The sequence below is a fragment of the Streptomyces sp. BHT-5-2 genome (assembly GCF_019774615.1).
Lineage (GTDB): Bacteria > Actinomycetota > Actinomycetes > Streptomycetales > Streptomycetaceae > Streptomyces.
Map to the genome: position 1 here is coordinate 74,054 of NZ_CP081496.1, position 13,806 is coordinate 87,859.

Annotated in this window: 16 protein-coding genes; 10 read left to right on the forward strand and 6 right to left on the reverse strand. The window is 70.4% G+C overall.

Going from position 1 to position 13,806, the window contains the following annotated elements; genetic code table 11:
* Positions 1-35 precede the first annotated feature (35 nt).
* From K2224_RS00350 to K2224_RS00365, 4 genes are all read right to left on the reverse strand, one after another.
* The gene (locus K2224_RS00350) at positions 36-854 is read right to left on the reverse strand and encodes an isoprenyl transferase (RefSeq protein WP_221904621.1); all 819 of its coding nucleotides are present in this window, start codon (positions 852-854) and stop codon (positions 36-38) included.
* Positions 855-954: 100 nt separating this feature from the next.
* Positions 955-1,701 (reverse strand): DNA repair protein RecO, encoded by a 747-nt coding sequence (recO, locus tag K2224_RS00355; RefSeq protein WP_221904622.1) that lies wholly within the window; start codon positions 1,699-1,701, stop codon positions 955-957.
* Between the two features lie 37 nt (positions 1,702-1,738).
* Positions 1,739-1,969 carry a hypothetical protein gene (locus K2224_RS00360; protein ID WP_260692265.1) on the reverse strand — a complete coding sequence of 77 codons (231 nt, stop codon included), beginning with the start codon at positions 1,967-1,969 and terminating at the stop codon, positions 1,739-1,741.
* Entirely contained in the window at positions 1,966-2,160 is a 195-nt protein-coding gene (locus K2224_RS00365) for a hypothetical protein (RefSeq protein ID WP_221904623.1), read from the reverse strand. The genes K2224_RS00360 and K2224_RS00365 overlap by 4 nt, the downstream gene beginning before the upstream one ends.
* A 103-nt stretch (positions 2,161-2,263) precedes the next feature.
* Between K2224_RS00365 and K2224_RS00370 the strand changes: the two genes are divergently transcribed.
* The 8 genes from K2224_RS00370 to K2224_RS00405 all read left to right on the forward strand — a co-directional run bounded on the left by K2224_RS00370 (position 2,264) and on the right by K2224_RS00405 (position 9,055).
* Positions 2,264-3,097, forward strand: coding sequence for a helix-turn-helix transcriptional regulator (locus K2224_RS00370; RefSeq protein WP_221909344.1), 834 nt, complete (start codon positions 2,264-2,266; stop codon positions 3,095-3,097).
* The gene (locus K2224_RS00375; RefSeq protein WP_221904624.1) at positions 3,079-3,348 is read left to right on the forward strand and encodes a DUF397 domain-containing protein; all 270 of its coding nucleotides are present in this window, start codon (positions 3,079-3,081) and stop codon (positions 3,346-3,348) included. The genes K2224_RS00370 and K2224_RS00375 overlap by 19 nt, the downstream gene beginning before the upstream one ends.
* A gap of 253 nt (positions 3,349-3,601) precedes the next feature.
* Positions 3,602-5,089: an ATP-binding protein gene (locus K2224_RS00380; RefSeq protein ID WP_221904625.1), complete on the forward strand. Its 1,488-nt coding sequence runs from the start codon at positions 3,602-3,604 to the stop codon at positions 5,087-5,089.
* A complete protein-coding gene (locus tag K2224_RS00385) occupies positions 5,086-5,514 on the forward strand; it encodes a roadblock/LC7 domain-containing protein (RefSeq protein WP_221904626.1) in 429 nt (142 codons plus the stop codon). Before K2224_RS00380 ends, K2224_RS00385 begins: the two co-directional genes overlap by 4 nt.
* Positions 5,511-5,873 carry a DUF742 domain-containing protein gene (locus tag K2224_RS00390; protein WP_018537981.1) on the forward strand — a complete coding sequence of 121 codons (363 nt, stop codon included), beginning with the start codon at positions 5,511-5,513 and terminating at the stop codon, positions 5,871-5,873. Before K2224_RS00385 ends, K2224_RS00390 begins: the two co-directional genes overlap by 4 nt.
* A 22-nt stretch (positions 5,874-5,895) precedes the next feature.
* Positions 5,896-6,480: an ATP/GTP-binding protein gene (locus K2224_RS00395; protein WP_221909345.1), complete on the forward strand. Its 585-nt coding sequence runs from the start codon at positions 5,896-5,898 to the stop codon at positions 6,478-6,480.
* Positions 6,477-7,907, forward strand: coding sequence for a cytochrome P450 (locus K2224_RS00400; RefSeq protein WP_221904627.1), 1,431 nt, complete (start codon positions 6,477-6,479; stop codon positions 7,905-7,907). The genes K2224_RS00395 and K2224_RS00400 overlap by 4 nt, the downstream gene beginning before the upstream one ends.
* Entirely contained in the window at positions 7,823-9,055 is a 1,233-nt protein-coding gene (locus K2224_RS00405; RefSeq protein ID WP_221904628.1) for a cytochrome P450, read from the forward strand. Before K2224_RS00400 ends, K2224_RS00405 begins: the two co-directional genes overlap by 85 nt.
* A 153-nt stretch (positions 9,056-9,208) precedes the next feature.
* Here the strand turns inward: K2224_RS00405 and K2224_RS00410 are convergent, their stop codons facing one another.
* Both K2224_RS00410 and leuA read right to left on the reverse strand, forming a co-directional pair.
* Positions 9,209-9,928, reverse strand: a complete 720-nt coding sequence (locus K2224_RS00410; RefSeq protein ID WP_221904629.1) for a TerB family tellurite resistance protein — start codon at positions 9,926-9,928, stop codon at positions 9,209-9,211.
* A 268-nt stretch (positions 9,929-10,196) separates the two neighbouring features.
* Positions 10,197-11,954, reverse strand: a complete 1,758-nt coding sequence (gene leuA / locus K2224_RS00415) for a 2-isopropylmalate synthase (protein WP_221904630.1) — start codon at positions 11,952-11,954, stop codon at positions 10,197-10,199.
* A 291-nt stretch (positions 11,955-12,245) separates the two neighbouring features.
* On the opposite strand from leuA, the gene K2224_RS00420 reads away from it, so the two are divergent.
* Both K2224_RS00420 and K2224_RS00425 read left to right on the forward strand, forming a co-directional pair.
* Complete coding sequence (locus K2224_RS00420; protein ID WP_221904631.1) at positions 12,246-13,337, forward strand: M4 family metallopeptidase; 1,092 nt, start codon at positions 12,246-12,248, stop codon at positions 13,335-13,337.
* Between the two features lie 67 nt (positions 13,338-13,404).
* The gene (locus tag K2224_RS00425; RefSeq protein WP_221904632.1) at positions 13,405-13,671 is read left to right on the forward strand and encodes a protealysin inhibitor emfourin; all 267 of its coding nucleotides are present in this window, start codon (positions 13,405-13,407) and stop codon (positions 13,669-13,671) included.
* The last annotated feature ends 135 nt before the right edge of the window (positions 13,672-13,806 follow it).

The window sequence follows — 13,806 nt, forward strand, 5'->3', positions numbered from 1 at the left end:
TCCGCCGTTCACCGGCCCGTCGCGCGGGCCCCTGCTCAGGTCGCCGTCTCGCCCGCCTCCAGCGGCGCCGCGCCGAACCGGCGGTCCCGCTTGGCGTACTCCAGGCACGCGTCCCAGAGGTTCCGGCGGTCGAAATCCGGCCAAAGGATGTCCTGGAACACCATCTCCGCGTAGGCGCTCTGCCAGATCAGGTAATTCGAGGTGCGCTGCTCACCGGACGGCCGGACGAACAGGTCCACATCGGGCATGTCCGGGTAGTACATGTACTTCGCCACGGTCTTCTCGTTGACCTTGGACGGGTCCAGCTTCCCGGCCCGGACGTCCGCCGCGATGGCCGCCGCGGCATCCGCGATCTCCGCCCGGCCGCCGTAATTGACGCAGAAGTACAGCGTCATCGCGTCGTTGTTCTTGGTCTGTTCCTGGGCGATCTGGAGTTCCTGGACGACCGACTTCCAGAGTTTCGGCATCCGGCCCACCCACCGGATACGGATACCCAGCGCGTCCATTTCGTCCCGGCGCCGCCGGATGACGTCCCGGTTGAAATTCATCAGGAACCGGACCTCGTCCGGCGAACGCTTCCAGTTCTCGGTCGAGAAGGCGTAGAGCGAGAGGTTCTTCACACCCATTTCGATACAGCCCTTGAGGACGTCCAGCACCACGCCCTCGCCGACCTTGTGGCCCTCCGTGCGCGGCAGCCCGCGCTCCTTGGCCCACCGCCCGTTCCCGTCCATCACGATCGCGACGTGATTGGGGACGAGCTCGCCGGGGATCTTCGGCGGACGCGCACCCGAGGGGTGCGGCTCGGGCGTCTGGTATTCACGTCGGTTACGCCCCAGAATCCCGCGTACTGCCATGCGCCCCACGTCTCCTATGCAATATCGATATCGATGGCCGTGTGTTCACGTGCGTTCATGTGTTCACGCTGTCGCCGCGGCCCGTCGGTCGTCTCCGGCGCTATTTCTCCACATAGCGCAGGGACCGCAGGCCGCGCTCCAGATGCCAGTGCAGATACGCCGCGACGAGGCCGCTGCCCTCCCGGACATGGCGCGCCTCGCAGGCGTCCGCGGTCTCCCAGTCGCCGGTCAGCAGCGCGCTCAGGAGCCCGATGGCCTCTGAGGAGGGTACGACGCTTCCGGGCACCCGGCAGTCACCGCACACCACTCCCCCCGAACCCACCGAGAAGAACCGGTTCGGACCGGGCATTCCGCACCGCGCGCAGGCGTCGAAACTCGGCGCGTAACCGTTCACCGCCAGCGAGCGCAGCAGGAACGCGTCCAGCACCAGATGCGGTGCGTGCAGCCCGTTGGCCAGCGTCCGCAGCCCGCCGACCAGCAGCAGGTACTGCTGCACGGCCGGTTCGCCCTCGTGGTCGGTGAACCGCTCGGCCGTCTCCAGCATGGCCGTCCCGGCCGTATAGCGGGCGTAGTCCGTCACGATCGCGCCACCGTACGCGGCGATCGTCTCGCTCTGCGTGCACAGCGGCAGCCCTCGCCCGACCAGCTCCCCGCCGCGGGCGAAGAACTGCACGTCCACATGCGAGAACGGCTCCAGCCGGGCCCCGAACTTCGACTTCGTCCGCCGCACGCCCCGGGCCACGGCCCGTACGCGACCGTTGCCACGGGTGAGCAGCGTGATGATCCGGTCCGCCTCACCCAGCTTCTGGGTGCGCAGCACGATGCCGTCGTCGCGGAACAGAGTCATGCCGCCATTCTCCCGCACCCGACGGCCGGGTCGGCCGTCAGGCCCGCTCGCCGCGGCTGCGGGCGTTGGCGTAGCCGGTCTCGGCCCGCAGCCGCTCGGCGACCGAGGCGCACCGGACGACCTCGGGGGCGCACACCCACTCCCGCCCGCCCCCGACGGGCCGCAGCCAAAGGTGCGGTCCCTCCCGGCCGACCACCTGCCCGACCCGCCCGTCGCGGATGTCGATCACGTACGTCCCGAACGCCGGGGCCGCCACCGGCGCTCTCACCCCTCCCCCAGCGCCTTCGCCAGCCGCCGGGCGGTGTCCGTATTGCAGCGCCCCAATTCCACGAGCGGGGGCAGACTGCGATGCGCGTACGAAACCGGGTCGAGCCCGAGCGACGGCAAGACGATTCCTGCTCGGGCCAAAGCTTGCTGCAATTCCTTGATCACGCTCTCGACTTCGGCGCGGTCCTTCATTAGCGGCTCCTTTCACAATTCGCAGCGAAAGCATGACGCTCCAGAGCTAGCCTGAGCAACAGGGTCGGCACTGCAACTACCGGGCAGGGAAAGGGAGTAGATGATGGCCAACACCTCACGCCAGGCGCTCTGGGAATATTGGGGAGCAGAGCTGAAGCGGCACCGGGAGAACGCCGCCTTAACCCAGGAGATGCTGGGGAACCAGGTGTTCGTCTCCGGCGGCTATATCGGACAGTTCGAGCAGGCGATCCGCCGCCCTCAGTTGGATGTCGCGATCCGCATCGATCAGGTTCTACAAACCGATGGTTTTTTCGAGCGGGCATGGCGCAAGCTCATCGACGACCAGCGGTACGCGGATTACTTCGCGAAGGTGGTGGAGCTGGAGGCCCAGGCGACCACCATCTGCGAGTTCGCACCCACGGTGATCCCGGGGCTCCTGCAGACGCCCGAGTACGCGCGGGCCGTCACCATCGCCGCCAACCCGTTCGTCAGCGACGATTACGTCGAGGAGAAGGTGTCGGCCCGGATAGAGCGAGCAGACATCTTCAAGCACACTACAAGGCCCGAGTATTGGGCGGTGCTGCACGAGAACACGATCCGCACGCCGGTTGGTGGCCCCGTCGCCATGGCCGAGCAGCTGGAGCACATCGCGAAGCTGATGCGCGAGCGCGCAGTTGTGGTGACGGTGCTCCCGCACTCGGCAGGGGCACACCCGTCGATGGGCGGAATGCTGACGCTCATGGAGTTCGCGGACGCACCGCCAACCGCCTATACAGAGACGTCGTTTGCCGGGATGCTGCTGGACGATCCGGCGGTGGTGAGGCGAGTCCAACGTGCCTACGATTTGATCAGGCTTGCTGCGCTGCCGTCCGCAGCGTCCCTGGCACTGATCGAATCGGCGGCGGAGGACTTCCGACGATGCGCACCTACGACCTGAGTACAGCCGAGTGGTACAAGAGCAGCTACAGCAACGGCGAAGGCGGAAGCTGCATCGAGGTCGCCCGCTGGCGTAAGAGCAGCTACAGCGATCACACCGGCGGCAGCTGCCTGGAGGTCTCGAACGACCTCCCCGGCCTCGTCCCCGTCCGTGACAGCAAAAACCCGCACGGCCCGGCGCTGGTCTTCCCGGCCGACCGCTGGACCTCGTTCGTGGACGCCGTCAAGGACGGCCGCATAGCGGCGGTCTGAACGCGGCTCACCCACGTCCTGCGCACACCATCTCCACAAGGCCCCGCCATCCCTCCGGATGTCGGGGCCGCATCACGTTACTCACCGGTCATCAAACTCATCAACGACTGAATGCGACCTTCCGCACTTCTCCGTCCTCGCACCTCACGGGCCCTTACGGCGTGTCAGATGACAGGTAGCATCGCGTGAACATCGGCGCACCGCAGCCGTGGCGTGGCCGAGACATCCCCGTCCGTCCCAAACGAGGATCTCGATGACATCCATACCGCAGGCGCTGTTGTGGTGCCTCAGCGCAGGTACGGCCGCCGCCGTGGTGCTGGCGGCGCTCCTCGTCCGCGTGCGCAAGGAGCGTGCCGGTCTCAGAGCGCGACTGACCTCCGCCGAGGAACACAACAGCGCCACGCTCCACAGCAACACGGAGCTGTCGGCCAGACTGCGGGCCACGGAGGCCGAGATCCGGCACCTGGCCGAGGCGCGGCTGCCCGACCTGACCATGGCGCTGGCCCACCCGCACGTGCCGGTGCGCGGCCTGCTGGACAAACGTTTCGGCGGGTCGCCGACCGACGAGGCGCTCAACGGCGTGCTGGAGCAGGTCAGCCAGGCGATCACCAAGGAGCGCACCCGGGTCGACTCGGCGGCGCAGTCCACGCTGCGCGGTGCGACGACCACCATCCAGGCCCTGCTGTACCAGGTGCAGACGTCGTTGCAGACGATGCAGCACACCTACGACGACCCGCAGATCGCGCAGGACCTGCTGGAGGCGGACTTCCTCAACGAGCAGGCGCTGCGGCGCGTCCAGGCCACCGGCGTCGTGTGCGGCGCCTGGCCGGGGCTGACCCGCGAGGACTCCTACCTCGCGGAGCTGGTGGTCGGCGCGACGTCGCGGCTGCGCGGCTACGAGCGGGTGCAGGTCAGCAACCAGCTGCGGGACCCGGTCGCGGTGGTGGCGCGGGCCGTCGAGCCGATCGCGATCACCGTCACCGAGCTGCTGGCGAACGCGCTGCACCACTCGCACCGCGAACTGCCGGTCTCCGTCACGCTCCAGCAGGGCAGCCGCGGCGCCTCGGTGATCATCGACGACTACGGCGTCGGCATGCACGACGACGAGATCAAGCACGCGATGGAGCTTCTGGCGGGCGGCGACGGCCTGCTGTTGACCCAGCTCGGCGACCCGCCGCGCTCGGGTTTCGCCGCGGCCGGCCAGCTGGTGCGGCAGTACGGCTTCGGGGTGCACGTGGAGCCGTCGCCGTACGGAGGGGTGCGGGCCGTGGTGTACATCCCGGGCGATCCGCTGCTGACCGTTCTCGACGAGGGCGCGCGGCCGATGTCGGTGATGGCGCCGATGCCGCACCGGGCCCCCGGCGGGCCGCGGGACCGGGCCGCGGTGCCGTCCGCGATGCCGACCGGTGCGAACGCGCCGGCCACCCCCGCGGGCGCCGTGCCGGCCGCGCCCGCGCAGCAGAGGCCCGCGCACGCCGCTCCGGCCCCGTCCCCGTCTCCGGCGGCCGAGTTCGCCGCGCCGGAGCCGGCGCAGCCGCCGGCCGAGGGTGAGCTGCCGCGCCGCCGGCGCCGTCGGCCGATGCCCGAGCAGCCCGCCGAGTCATCCACCGAAACGATCAACCTGCGCTCCCCGGAGGAGACGGGATCCCGCTGGGCGGCGCTCCAGCGAGGCACCGAAACCGGCCGGGCCGCAGCCCAGTCAGAACCCCCGCGCAGTCCCGAAGGGAACGCCCAGTCATGAACAGCCCCACCCGCCGCCGTGTCACCGAGGACAAGTCCTGGGTGCTGGCTCCCCTGTTGGAGCTGCCACATGTCGTCCACGCCGCCGTCATCTCCGGCGACGGCTTCATCGAGGGGGCCTCGCCGGGCCTGTCACGGGAGGCGGGGGAGGGCGTCGCGGCGATGATGTCGGCGCTCCAGGGCGCGGGGCGCGCGGTGACCGCGGCGTTCACGGAGAAGGACGACGCCCGGCTGCGGCAGACCGTGATCGAGTCCGAGGAAGGTTTCGTGTTCGCCATCCCGGCGGGCGAGAACACCTGCCTGGCCGTGTTCGCCGATCCGGAGGTGAACATGGGCGTCGTCGCGCACCACATGCAGATCCAGGTGACGACCCTGGGCAAGAAGGTCATGAACAGCCCGGCCCGGGACATCGGTGGCCTGGCATGACGCCGCGGCAGAGCAGCGGACGGCGCCTCGTACCGGCCTATCTGGCCACCGGCGGACGCGCCCGGCCGAGCCGCAACACACTGGACCGGCTGACCGTGCTGATCAGCGTGGACATGCCGCTCACCAGTGAGATACGCCCCGAGGAGCACCGGATCCTGGAGCTGCTCCGGCCCGGGGCGCTGACTCTGGCCGAGGTGGCCGCCCATCTGCACCTCCCGGTGAGCGTGGTGAAGGTGCTGGTGGCCGACCTCGTCGATGCCGGGCGCCTGCACGCCCGAGTCCCCATACCCGAAGCCGAGCAATTCGACCGGCAGATCCTGGAGAGGGTTCTCGATGGACTCCGCTCTCTCAAGTCCTAGCCCCGGCGCCGGGACCGGCAACATGTACCTCGCCGGCGAACACCAGACACTGGTGAAACTGCTGGTCGCCGGCCCGTTCGGGGTCGGCAAGACCACGCTGATCCGGGCGCTGTCGGAGACCCCGCCGCTGCACACCGAAGAAGTGATGACGCAGTCCGGCGCGATGGTCGACGACCTCGCCGGGGTGCGGGACAAGACCACCACCACCGTCGCCATCGACTTCGGGCGGCTGACGCTGTCCGAGGACCTGGTGCTGTACCTGTTCGGCACCCCGGGGCAGAAGCGTTTCCGCCCGCTGTGGCAGGACATCGCCCGCGGTGCGCTGGGCGCGCTGGTCCTCGCGGACACCCGCCGGCTGGCGGACTCGTTCGAGGTGATGGACATCGTGGAGGAGGCCGGGCTGCGCTACGCGGTCGCGGTCAACACCTTCCCCGACGCCCCGCAGTACGACGTCGAAAAGCTCCGCGAGGCGCTCGACCTGCACCCGGACACCCCGCTGGTGCTGTGCGACGCCCGCGACCGGGAGCAGTCCGTCGACGCGCTGATCTCGCTGGTCCGCCATGTCCTGGACCACACGCCGCAGCCCGAGGAGAACGCAAACCCGTGACTTCCCCGTACGAGCCGGGCGCCGCCCCGCAGCCGGCCTGCCCCGGGCAGGCCGTTCCACCGCCGCCGGAGGCCGCCGTTCCGCCGCCGGGCTGTCCGGCGCACGGGATGCCGCCGCAGACCCCCGTGCATCCGGACGCGTACGCGCCGGTGAAGCTGTACGGGCCGGAGTTCGCCGCGGACCCGCAGCGGGTCTACGCGCAGCTGCGGCAGTACGGGGCGGTGGCGCCGGTGGAGATCGCGCCCGAGGTGACCGCGATGCTGGTGACCGACTACCGGGCGGCGCTGGAGCTGCTCAACGACGACGCCACCTGGTCCAAGGACTCCCGGGCCTGGATGCAGACCGTCCCGGCGGACTCGCCGGTCATGCCGATGCTGCACTGGCGGCCGAACGTCTTCTACAGCGACGGGCCGGCGCACGTCCGCTACCGCGACGTGATCGTCGACAGCTTCAAGCTCGTCGAGCCGCACGAGCTGCGGGCGCGGGTGCACCACGCGGCGGACACCCTGATCCAGCGGTTCGGTGCCGTCGGCGAGGCGGACCTGATCGCGGACTACGCGCGGCTGATCCCGCTGCTGATGTTCAACACCCTCTTCGGGCTGCCCGATTCCTACAGCGAGCGGCTGATCGCGGCGATCGCGGGGATGATGGAGGGCAATTCGCCGGAGGAGGCGAACGCCGCCAACGAGGCGTACACGCAGTACATCATGGAGCTGGTCGGCGCGAAGAAGGCGCAGCGCGGGCCGGACCTCACGTCGTGGATGATGGACCATCCCAACGACCTCGGCGACGAGGAACTGATCCACAACATCATCCTCGTGATGGGCGCGGGCAACGAGCCGCTGGCCAACCTCATCGGCAACTCGCTGGCCCGGATGCTCTCCGACGACCGCTACTACAACACCGTCTCCGGCGGCGCGCTGACCGTCCACGACGCCATCAACGAGGTGTTGTGGAACGACCCGCCGATGGCCAACTACTCCGCGCACTTCCCGGTCCGGGACGTCTTCTTCCACGGCACCTGGCTGCGCGCCGGGCAACTGGTGATGGTCTCGTACGCGGCGGCCAACAGTCAGTTCGACACCACCGGTGTGCACGGGCCGGGGTCGGGCAGCGGATCGCACCTGGCGTGGGCGGCGGGGCCGCACGCCTGCCCGGTGAAGCGGCATGCGCTGCTGATCGCGATCACCGCGATCGAGCGGCTCACCGCCTGGCTCTCGGACATCGAACTCACCGTCCACCCAAGTGAGTTGACGTGGCGCAACGGGGCCTTCCACCGGGCCCTGGCCGCCCTTCCGACCCGCTTCACCCCCATCACCCCGGATCAGGCAGGAGCCACGCCATGGCACAACAGCGAACGCGGCCCTTCGTCATCGACCCCGCCGGAACAGACATCCACGGCGAGAACGCCCGCCTCCGCGCACTAGGTCCGGCGACCCGGGTCGAGCTGCCCGGCGGCATCCAGGCGTGGGGGGTCACCGGTCACGCCCTGCTCAAGCGGCTGCTGACCGACGACCGGATCTCGAAGAACCCGCGCGCGCACTGGCCGGAGTGGCAGCGCGCGGAGGTGCGCGGCAGCTGGCTCCAGTCGTGGATCGGTGTGACGAACATGTTCACCGCCTACGGCGCCGACCACCGCCGGCTGCGGAAGCTGATCGCCCCGGCGTTCACCGCGCGCCGCACGGAGGCCATGGTGCCGCGGGTCGAGCAGATCACCCGCGACTTACTGGACGGACTGGCGGCCCGCCCCGCCGGCGAGGTCGTCGACCTGCGGGAGTCCTTCAACCACCCGCTCCCCATGCAGGTGATCTGCGAGCTGTTCGGCTATCCGGAGGGCGAGCCGCGGCTCGAACTGGCCCGGGTCGTCGCGGAGATCATGGACACCACGGCCACGCCGGAGCAGGCCGCGGCGACCCAGCGGGCGGCGGCCGAGCTGCTCGGCTCGCTGGTCGCGGCCAAGCGCGCGGAGCCCGCGGACGACCTGACCAGCCTGCTGGTGGCGGCCCGGGACGACGAGGGCCAGGGCATGACCGAGAAGGAGCTGCTGGACACCCTGTTGCTGGTCATCGGCGCCGGCCACGAGACCACCGTGGACCTGCTGGGGAACGCGGTGTTCGCGCTGCTGACCCACCCCGAGCAGCTGAAGCTGGTGCGGGAGGGCGGCGCGTCGTGGAACGACGTGATCGAGGAGACGCTGCGCTGGATGCCCAGCATCGCGAGCCTGCCGCTGCGGTTCGCGGCGGCGGACGTCGAGCTGCCGGGCGGTGAGGTGATCCGCAAGGGCGAGGCGCTGCTGCCGATGTACGCGGCGGCGGGCCGGGACGTGGCGCAGCACGGCGCGGACGCCGGGGAGTTCGACATCCGGCGGGCGGCGCAGGAGCATCTGGCGTTCGGGCACGGAGTGCACCACTGCATCGGTGCGCCGCTGGCCCGGCTGGAGGCGCGGACCGCGCTGCCGGCGCTCTTCGAGCGGTTCCCGGACATCCGACTGGCCGCCCCGCCCGAGGAGTTGACGCCCGCGGGCGGCTTCATCGCGGGCGGTCTGGCGAGCCTGCCGGTGCGGCTGACGGCCTGACCCGCACCCGAGGCGCACGAGCCGGGGCCCCGGCAGGCATGCGGCCCCGCCACCGATGACATCCGGTGGCGGGGCCGTCCTCGTGCCGGGCGGCGCCTGGGGGCGGGGCGCCGCCATGGGCCGGGGTCCTTGCCGGTCTCTCTCGGGCAGGCTCTAGCCTCGGTAACGGGGCGAGCGGGCCGCCGCGGTCAGCAGCCGGGCGATGTCGTCCGGGTCGAGCGTCAGGGCGGCGCCGGCGGTGGTGAGCACCTCGCGTTCGGCGGGGGTGCAGGGGCCGTCGGCGAGGGCGATCCGGGCGCCCTGGAGGAGCAGCGACTCCCGCCCGGCGGGGGCGAGATGGGGCGCCAGCGGCTCCAGCGCCTCGTGCAGCTCTATGGCCAGCGCGGTGCCGCACGGGTCGAGGCCCTGGTGTCCGCAGTGGCCGCCGGTGGCCGCCTCGTAGGTGCCGGTCATCCGGCCGGTGTCGGCGGCGAGTGCGGCGAGCAGGGTGAGCAGCTGGTCCTCGGTGCAGTCGGCGGAGCCGGCCGCGCGGACGGCGGCCACGGCGGTGTCGCGGACCGTGCGGGAGGCCGTGCCGCCGGCCGCCAGCAGGGCCAGGGTCAGGGTGTGCACGGCGTCCCGGAGCATCGTGGAGAACCGGACGGTGGTCGGGTGGTCGAGCGCGTCCAGCCCGAAGTGGCCCCGGCAGGCGGAGCATTCGAGGACCGGGCCGGCGGCGCCGCGGGCGAGGACGGGGATGCCGAGGACGGTGAGGCGGCGCCGGCCGGTGCGGCGGAGGTAGTTGCGGTCGCCGCCGCACTCGGGGCAGAAGAACTCGCCGTCGGCGACGGTCCGCCACGATGTGCGCACCCCCACCACACATCCGTTGCGCATCAGGTCAGCCCTCCTTCATTCCCCCATCGCCTGAAGGGCATGGGAGGTGCCCCCATCGGCCTCTTCGCCGTTCGTTACGTGATGTTAGCCACATCGGTGATGCGTCGTCAGCACCCCGTATCGGACAACGCCCGGACCGCTGGCCGGAATGCAGGCGCCGATGCGTACGGAGTGTGTACGGCACGCGGGAGGGGCGGGACGGAGCGGCACGGCCCCGCCGCTCCGGACGGGAGCGACGGGGCCGTGCGGGAGCTGCCGCGACCGGGGGTCAGCGCGCCGCGCGGTTGACGGCGGAGACCACGGCCTTGAGGGAGGCGCGGGTGGTGTTGGCGTCGATGCCGATGCCCCACAGCACCTTGCCGTCGATGGCGCACTCGATGTACGAGGCGGCCTGCGCGGAGGCGCCCTCGCTCATGGTGTGCTCCTGGTAGTCCAGCAGGCGGGCGTCGATGCCCAGGCCGGCCAGCGCGTGGAAGAACGCGGAGATCGGACCGTTGCCGGAGCCCACCAGGACGGTCTCGGTGCCGTCGACCTCGGCCTCGACGGTCAGGGTGTCGATGCCGTCCTTGTCGGTGGTGGTCTGCCCGGCCCTGACCTGGATGCGGCCCCACGGGTTCTGCGGGTTGGGCAGGTACTCGTCCTGGAACGCCGACCAGATGGCCGCCGGGGTGACCTCGCCGCCCTCGGCGTCGGTCTTCTCCTGGATGATCCGGGAGAACTCGATCTGCATCCGACGCGGCAGGTCCAGCTTGTGGTCGTTCTTCAGGACGTAGGCGACACCGCCCTTGCCGGACTGGGAGTTGACCCGGATGACGGCCTCGTAGGAGCGGCCGACGTCCTTGGGGTCGATGGGCAGGTACGGCACCGCCCACTCGATGTCGTCCACGGTCCCGCCCCGGGCGGCCGCGTCGGCCTCCATGGCGTCGAAGCCCTTCTTGATGGCGTCCTGGTGGGAGCCGGAGAAGGCGGTGTAGACCAGGTCGCCCGCGTAGGGGTGGCGCGGGTGGATCTCCATCTGGTTGCAGTACTCGCTGGTGCGACGGATCTCGTCGATCTGCGAGAAGTCGATCTGCGGGTCGACGCCCTGGGAGAAGAGGTTCATGCCCAGGGTCACCAGGTCGACGTTGCCGGTGCGCTCGCCCTGGCCGAACAGGCAGCCCTCGACGCGGTCGGCGCCGGCCATCACGGCCAGCTCGGCCGCGGCCACCGCCGTCCCGCGGTCGTTGTGCGGATGGGTCGACAGGCACACGAACTCGCGCCGGCTCAGATTCCGGCTCATCCACTCGAACCGGTCGGCGTGCGTGCTGGGCGTCGAACGCTCCACGGTGGCGGGCAGGTTGAGGATGATCTCGCGGCCCGCCTCGGGCTGCCAGACGTCCATCACGCCCTCGCAGACCTCCAGCGCGAAGTCCAGCTCGGTGTCGGTGAAGATCTCCGGGCTGTACTGGTACCCGAAGACCGTGTCGTCGCCGAGCACCTTGTCCGCGTACTCCATCACCAGCCGCGTGCCGTCCACCGCGATCTGCTTGACCTGCTCCTTGGAGCCGCGGAAGACGACCCGGCGGAAGGTGGGGGCGGTGGCGTTGTAGAGGTGGACGGTGGCCCGCGGGGCGCCGCGCAGCGACTCCACGGTCCGCTCGATCAGTTCCTCGCGCGCCTGCGTCAGGACCGAGATCGTCACGTCGTCGGGGATCGCCCCGTCCTCGATGATCGACCGTACGAAGGCGAAGTCCGTCTCGCCGGAGGACGGGAAGCCGACCTCGATCTCCTTGTAGCCCATCCGTACCAGCAGGTCGAACATCTCGCGCTTGCGGGCCGGCGACATGGGGTCGATCAGCGCCTGGTTGCCGTCGCGCAGGTCGGTGGAGAGCCAGCGGGGGGCCTTGGTGATCCGCTGCTCCGGCCAGGCGCGGTCGGGCAGGTGCACCGCGTCGAAGGGCCGGTACTTGTGGATCGGCATCCCGGACGGCTTCTGCACGTGGGTGGCGTTGGTGATCGGGGTGGGGCGGCCGACTGGCTGCGACATTGCGTAGGGCTCCTAGGGGAGATCCGTATGACGGCCGACGGTCGAACGCAGCACCAGATCCCGCGGGGAGGGGGTCGGCCTACGACTACAGGCCCTCGCCGCGGCAGCTAAGGAGAAGCAGCCCGAAACGCATGATGCACAGCACGTTAGCGGAGGCGGGGAAGATCCGCAGTCGCGTATCAGTATGCGGGACCGCCGGGGCGTAGCGGCGAAATTGCGGCCAACCACACGTTTTCGGGAACTTCGGCCGCCGGCAGTGACAGACGGATTACACAATGCCACCGTTTTCCTATGAAGGAATCCGTGACCCGGACGCGCCTCGCAGCCGCCCCCACCTCGCCTGTCTTCTGCACGATCGTCCCGCCGCACATCCTCGGCAGACTCGCCGAGTCCGACGACCCGACGTGGCACGAGCCCGCCCGCCGCACCCTGGAGCACGACGCCCTCCACCGCACCCGCCGCATGGACCTGACCGCGCAGCTGACCGCCCCGGAGGAGGCCCGGGCCGACGCCGACAAGCCGAACCGCACCATCTACGACGCCGGCCACCAGCAGAACCTCCCCGGCACCAAGGTCCACTCCGAGTCCGACGGTCCCTCCAAGGACGCCTCCGTCAACCGCGCACAGGCCGGCCTCGGCGCCACCTTCGAGCTCTACCTCAAGGCGTACGGCCGCAAGTCCATCGACGGCGCCGGCCTCCCGCTCGACGCCACCGTCCACTACGGCGAGAAGTACGACAACGCCTTCTGGGACGGCCAGCGGATGGTCTTCGGCGACGGCGACGGCACCCTCTTCAAGGACTTCACCATCCCCGTCGACGTCATCGGCCACGAGCTGACCCACGGCGTCACCCAGTACACCGCCGCCCTCGACTACCAGGGCCAGTCCGGCGCCCTCAACGAATCCGTCTCCGACGTCTTCGGCTCCCTGATCAAGCAGTACGCCCTCAAGCAGACCGCCGACCAGGCCGACTGGCTGATCGGCGCCGACCTGCTCGCCCCCGGCGTGCACGGCCAGGCCCTGCGCTCCATGAAGGCCCCCGGCACCGCCTACGACGACCCCAAGCTCGGCAAGGACCCGCAGCCCGCCACGATGGCCGGCTACGTCCAGACCGCCGACGACAACGGCGGCGTCCACCTGAACTCCGGCATCCCCAACCACGCCTTCTACCTCGTCGCCAGCGCCCTGGGCGGCAAGGCGTGGGAACGCGCCGGCCAGATCTGGTACGACGTCCTGACCGGCGGCCACCTGGCCAAGAACGCCCAGTTCGCCGACTTCGCCAACCTCACCGTCCAGGCCGCCCAGGCCCGTTACGGCGCCTCCGGCAACGAACACGAGGCCGTGGTCAAGGCGTGGTCCACGGTCGGCGTCACCGGCAAGTAGTCCCGCCTCCGGGGGAGGGGACGGCCGCCCGCGCGACTATTCCCTCCCCTTCGGGTAGGAGCCCCCCATGCGCATCCACATCCGCCGCACCGGCGGCTTCACCGGCATCGAGCGGCACGCCGAGATCGACACGGACGACCGCCCCGACGCCGCCGAGCTGCACACCCTGGCCGAACACGCCCTGACGGCGGCCCACCCGACACCCCCGGCCGGTATCCCCGACGGCTTCCGCTACACCCTCACCGTCGACGGCCGGACCGCCTACTGCACGGACCCGCAGCTCACCGACGAGCAACGCGAACTGATCACCAGGGTCCTGAAGGAGGGGGCGTAGGACGCCGGTCCTGGTCGCCAGGACCGGAGCCACCGTCCGCACTGCAACTCCCTTACTGGTCAGGCTGCTTGAGACCGCGCAATGGGATCGCACGTCCCTTGACGGCATTACCGGCGGTTACAAGGATCCGGGGGC

Excerpts from the sequence above, each read along its gene's own strand:
- K2224_RS00350 (WP_221904621.1), bottom strand. The coding sequence starts at position 854 with ATGGCAGTACGCGGGATTCTGGGGCGTAACCGACGTGAATACCAGACG.
- recO (WP_221904622.1), bottom strand. The coding sequence starts at position 1,701 with ATGACTCTGTTCCGCGACGACGGCATCGTGCTGCGCACCCAGAAGCTG.
- K2224_RS00365 (WP_221904623.1), bottom strand. The coding sequence starts at position 2,160 with ATGAAGGACCGCGCCGAAGTCGAGAGCGTGATCAAGGAATTGCAGCAA.
- K2224_RS00370 (WP_221909344.1), top strand. The coding sequence starts at position 2,264 with ATGGCCAACACCTCACGCCAGGCGCTCTGGGAATATTGGGGAGCAGAG.
- K2224_RS00375 (WP_221904624.1), top strand. The coding sequence starts at position 3,079 with ATGCGCACCTACGACCTGAGTACAGCCGAGTGGTACAAGAGCAGCTAC.
- K2224_RS00380 (WP_221904625.1), top strand. The coding sequence starts at position 3,602 with ATGACATCCATACCGCAGGCGCTGTTGTGGTGCCTCAGCGCAGGTACG.
- K2224_RS00385 (WP_221904626.1), top strand. The coding sequence starts at position 5,086 with ATGAACAGCCCCACCCGCCGCCGTGTCACCGAGGACAAGTCCTGGGTG.
- K2224_RS00390 (WP_018537981.1), top strand. The coding sequence starts at position 5,511 with ATGACGCCGCGGCAGAGCAGCGGACGGCGCCTCGTACCGGCCTATCTG.
- K2224_RS00395 (WP_221909345.1), top strand. The coding sequence starts at position 5,896 with ATGTACCTCGCCGGCGAACACCAGACACTGGTGAAACTGCTGGTCGCC.
- K2224_RS00405 (WP_221904628.1), top strand. The coding sequence starts at position 7,823 with ATGGCACAACAGCGAACGCGGCCCTTCGTCATCGACCCCGCCGGAACA.
- K2224_RS00410 (WP_221904629.1), bottom strand. The coding sequence starts at position 9,928 with ATGCGCAACGGATGTGTGGTGGGGGTGCGCACATCGTGGCGGACCGTC.
- leuA (WP_221904630.1), bottom strand. The coding sequence starts at position 11,954 with ATGTCGCAGCCAGTCGGCCGCCCCACCCCGATCACCAACGCCACCCAC.
- K2224_RS00420 (WP_221904631.1), top strand. The coding sequence starts at position 12,246 with ATGAAGGAATCCGTGACCCGGACGCGCCTCGCAGCCGCCCCCACCTCG.
- K2224_RS00425 (WP_221904632.1), top strand. The coding sequence starts at position 13,405 with ATGCGCATCCACATCCGCCGCACCGGCGGCTTCACCGGCATCGAGCGG.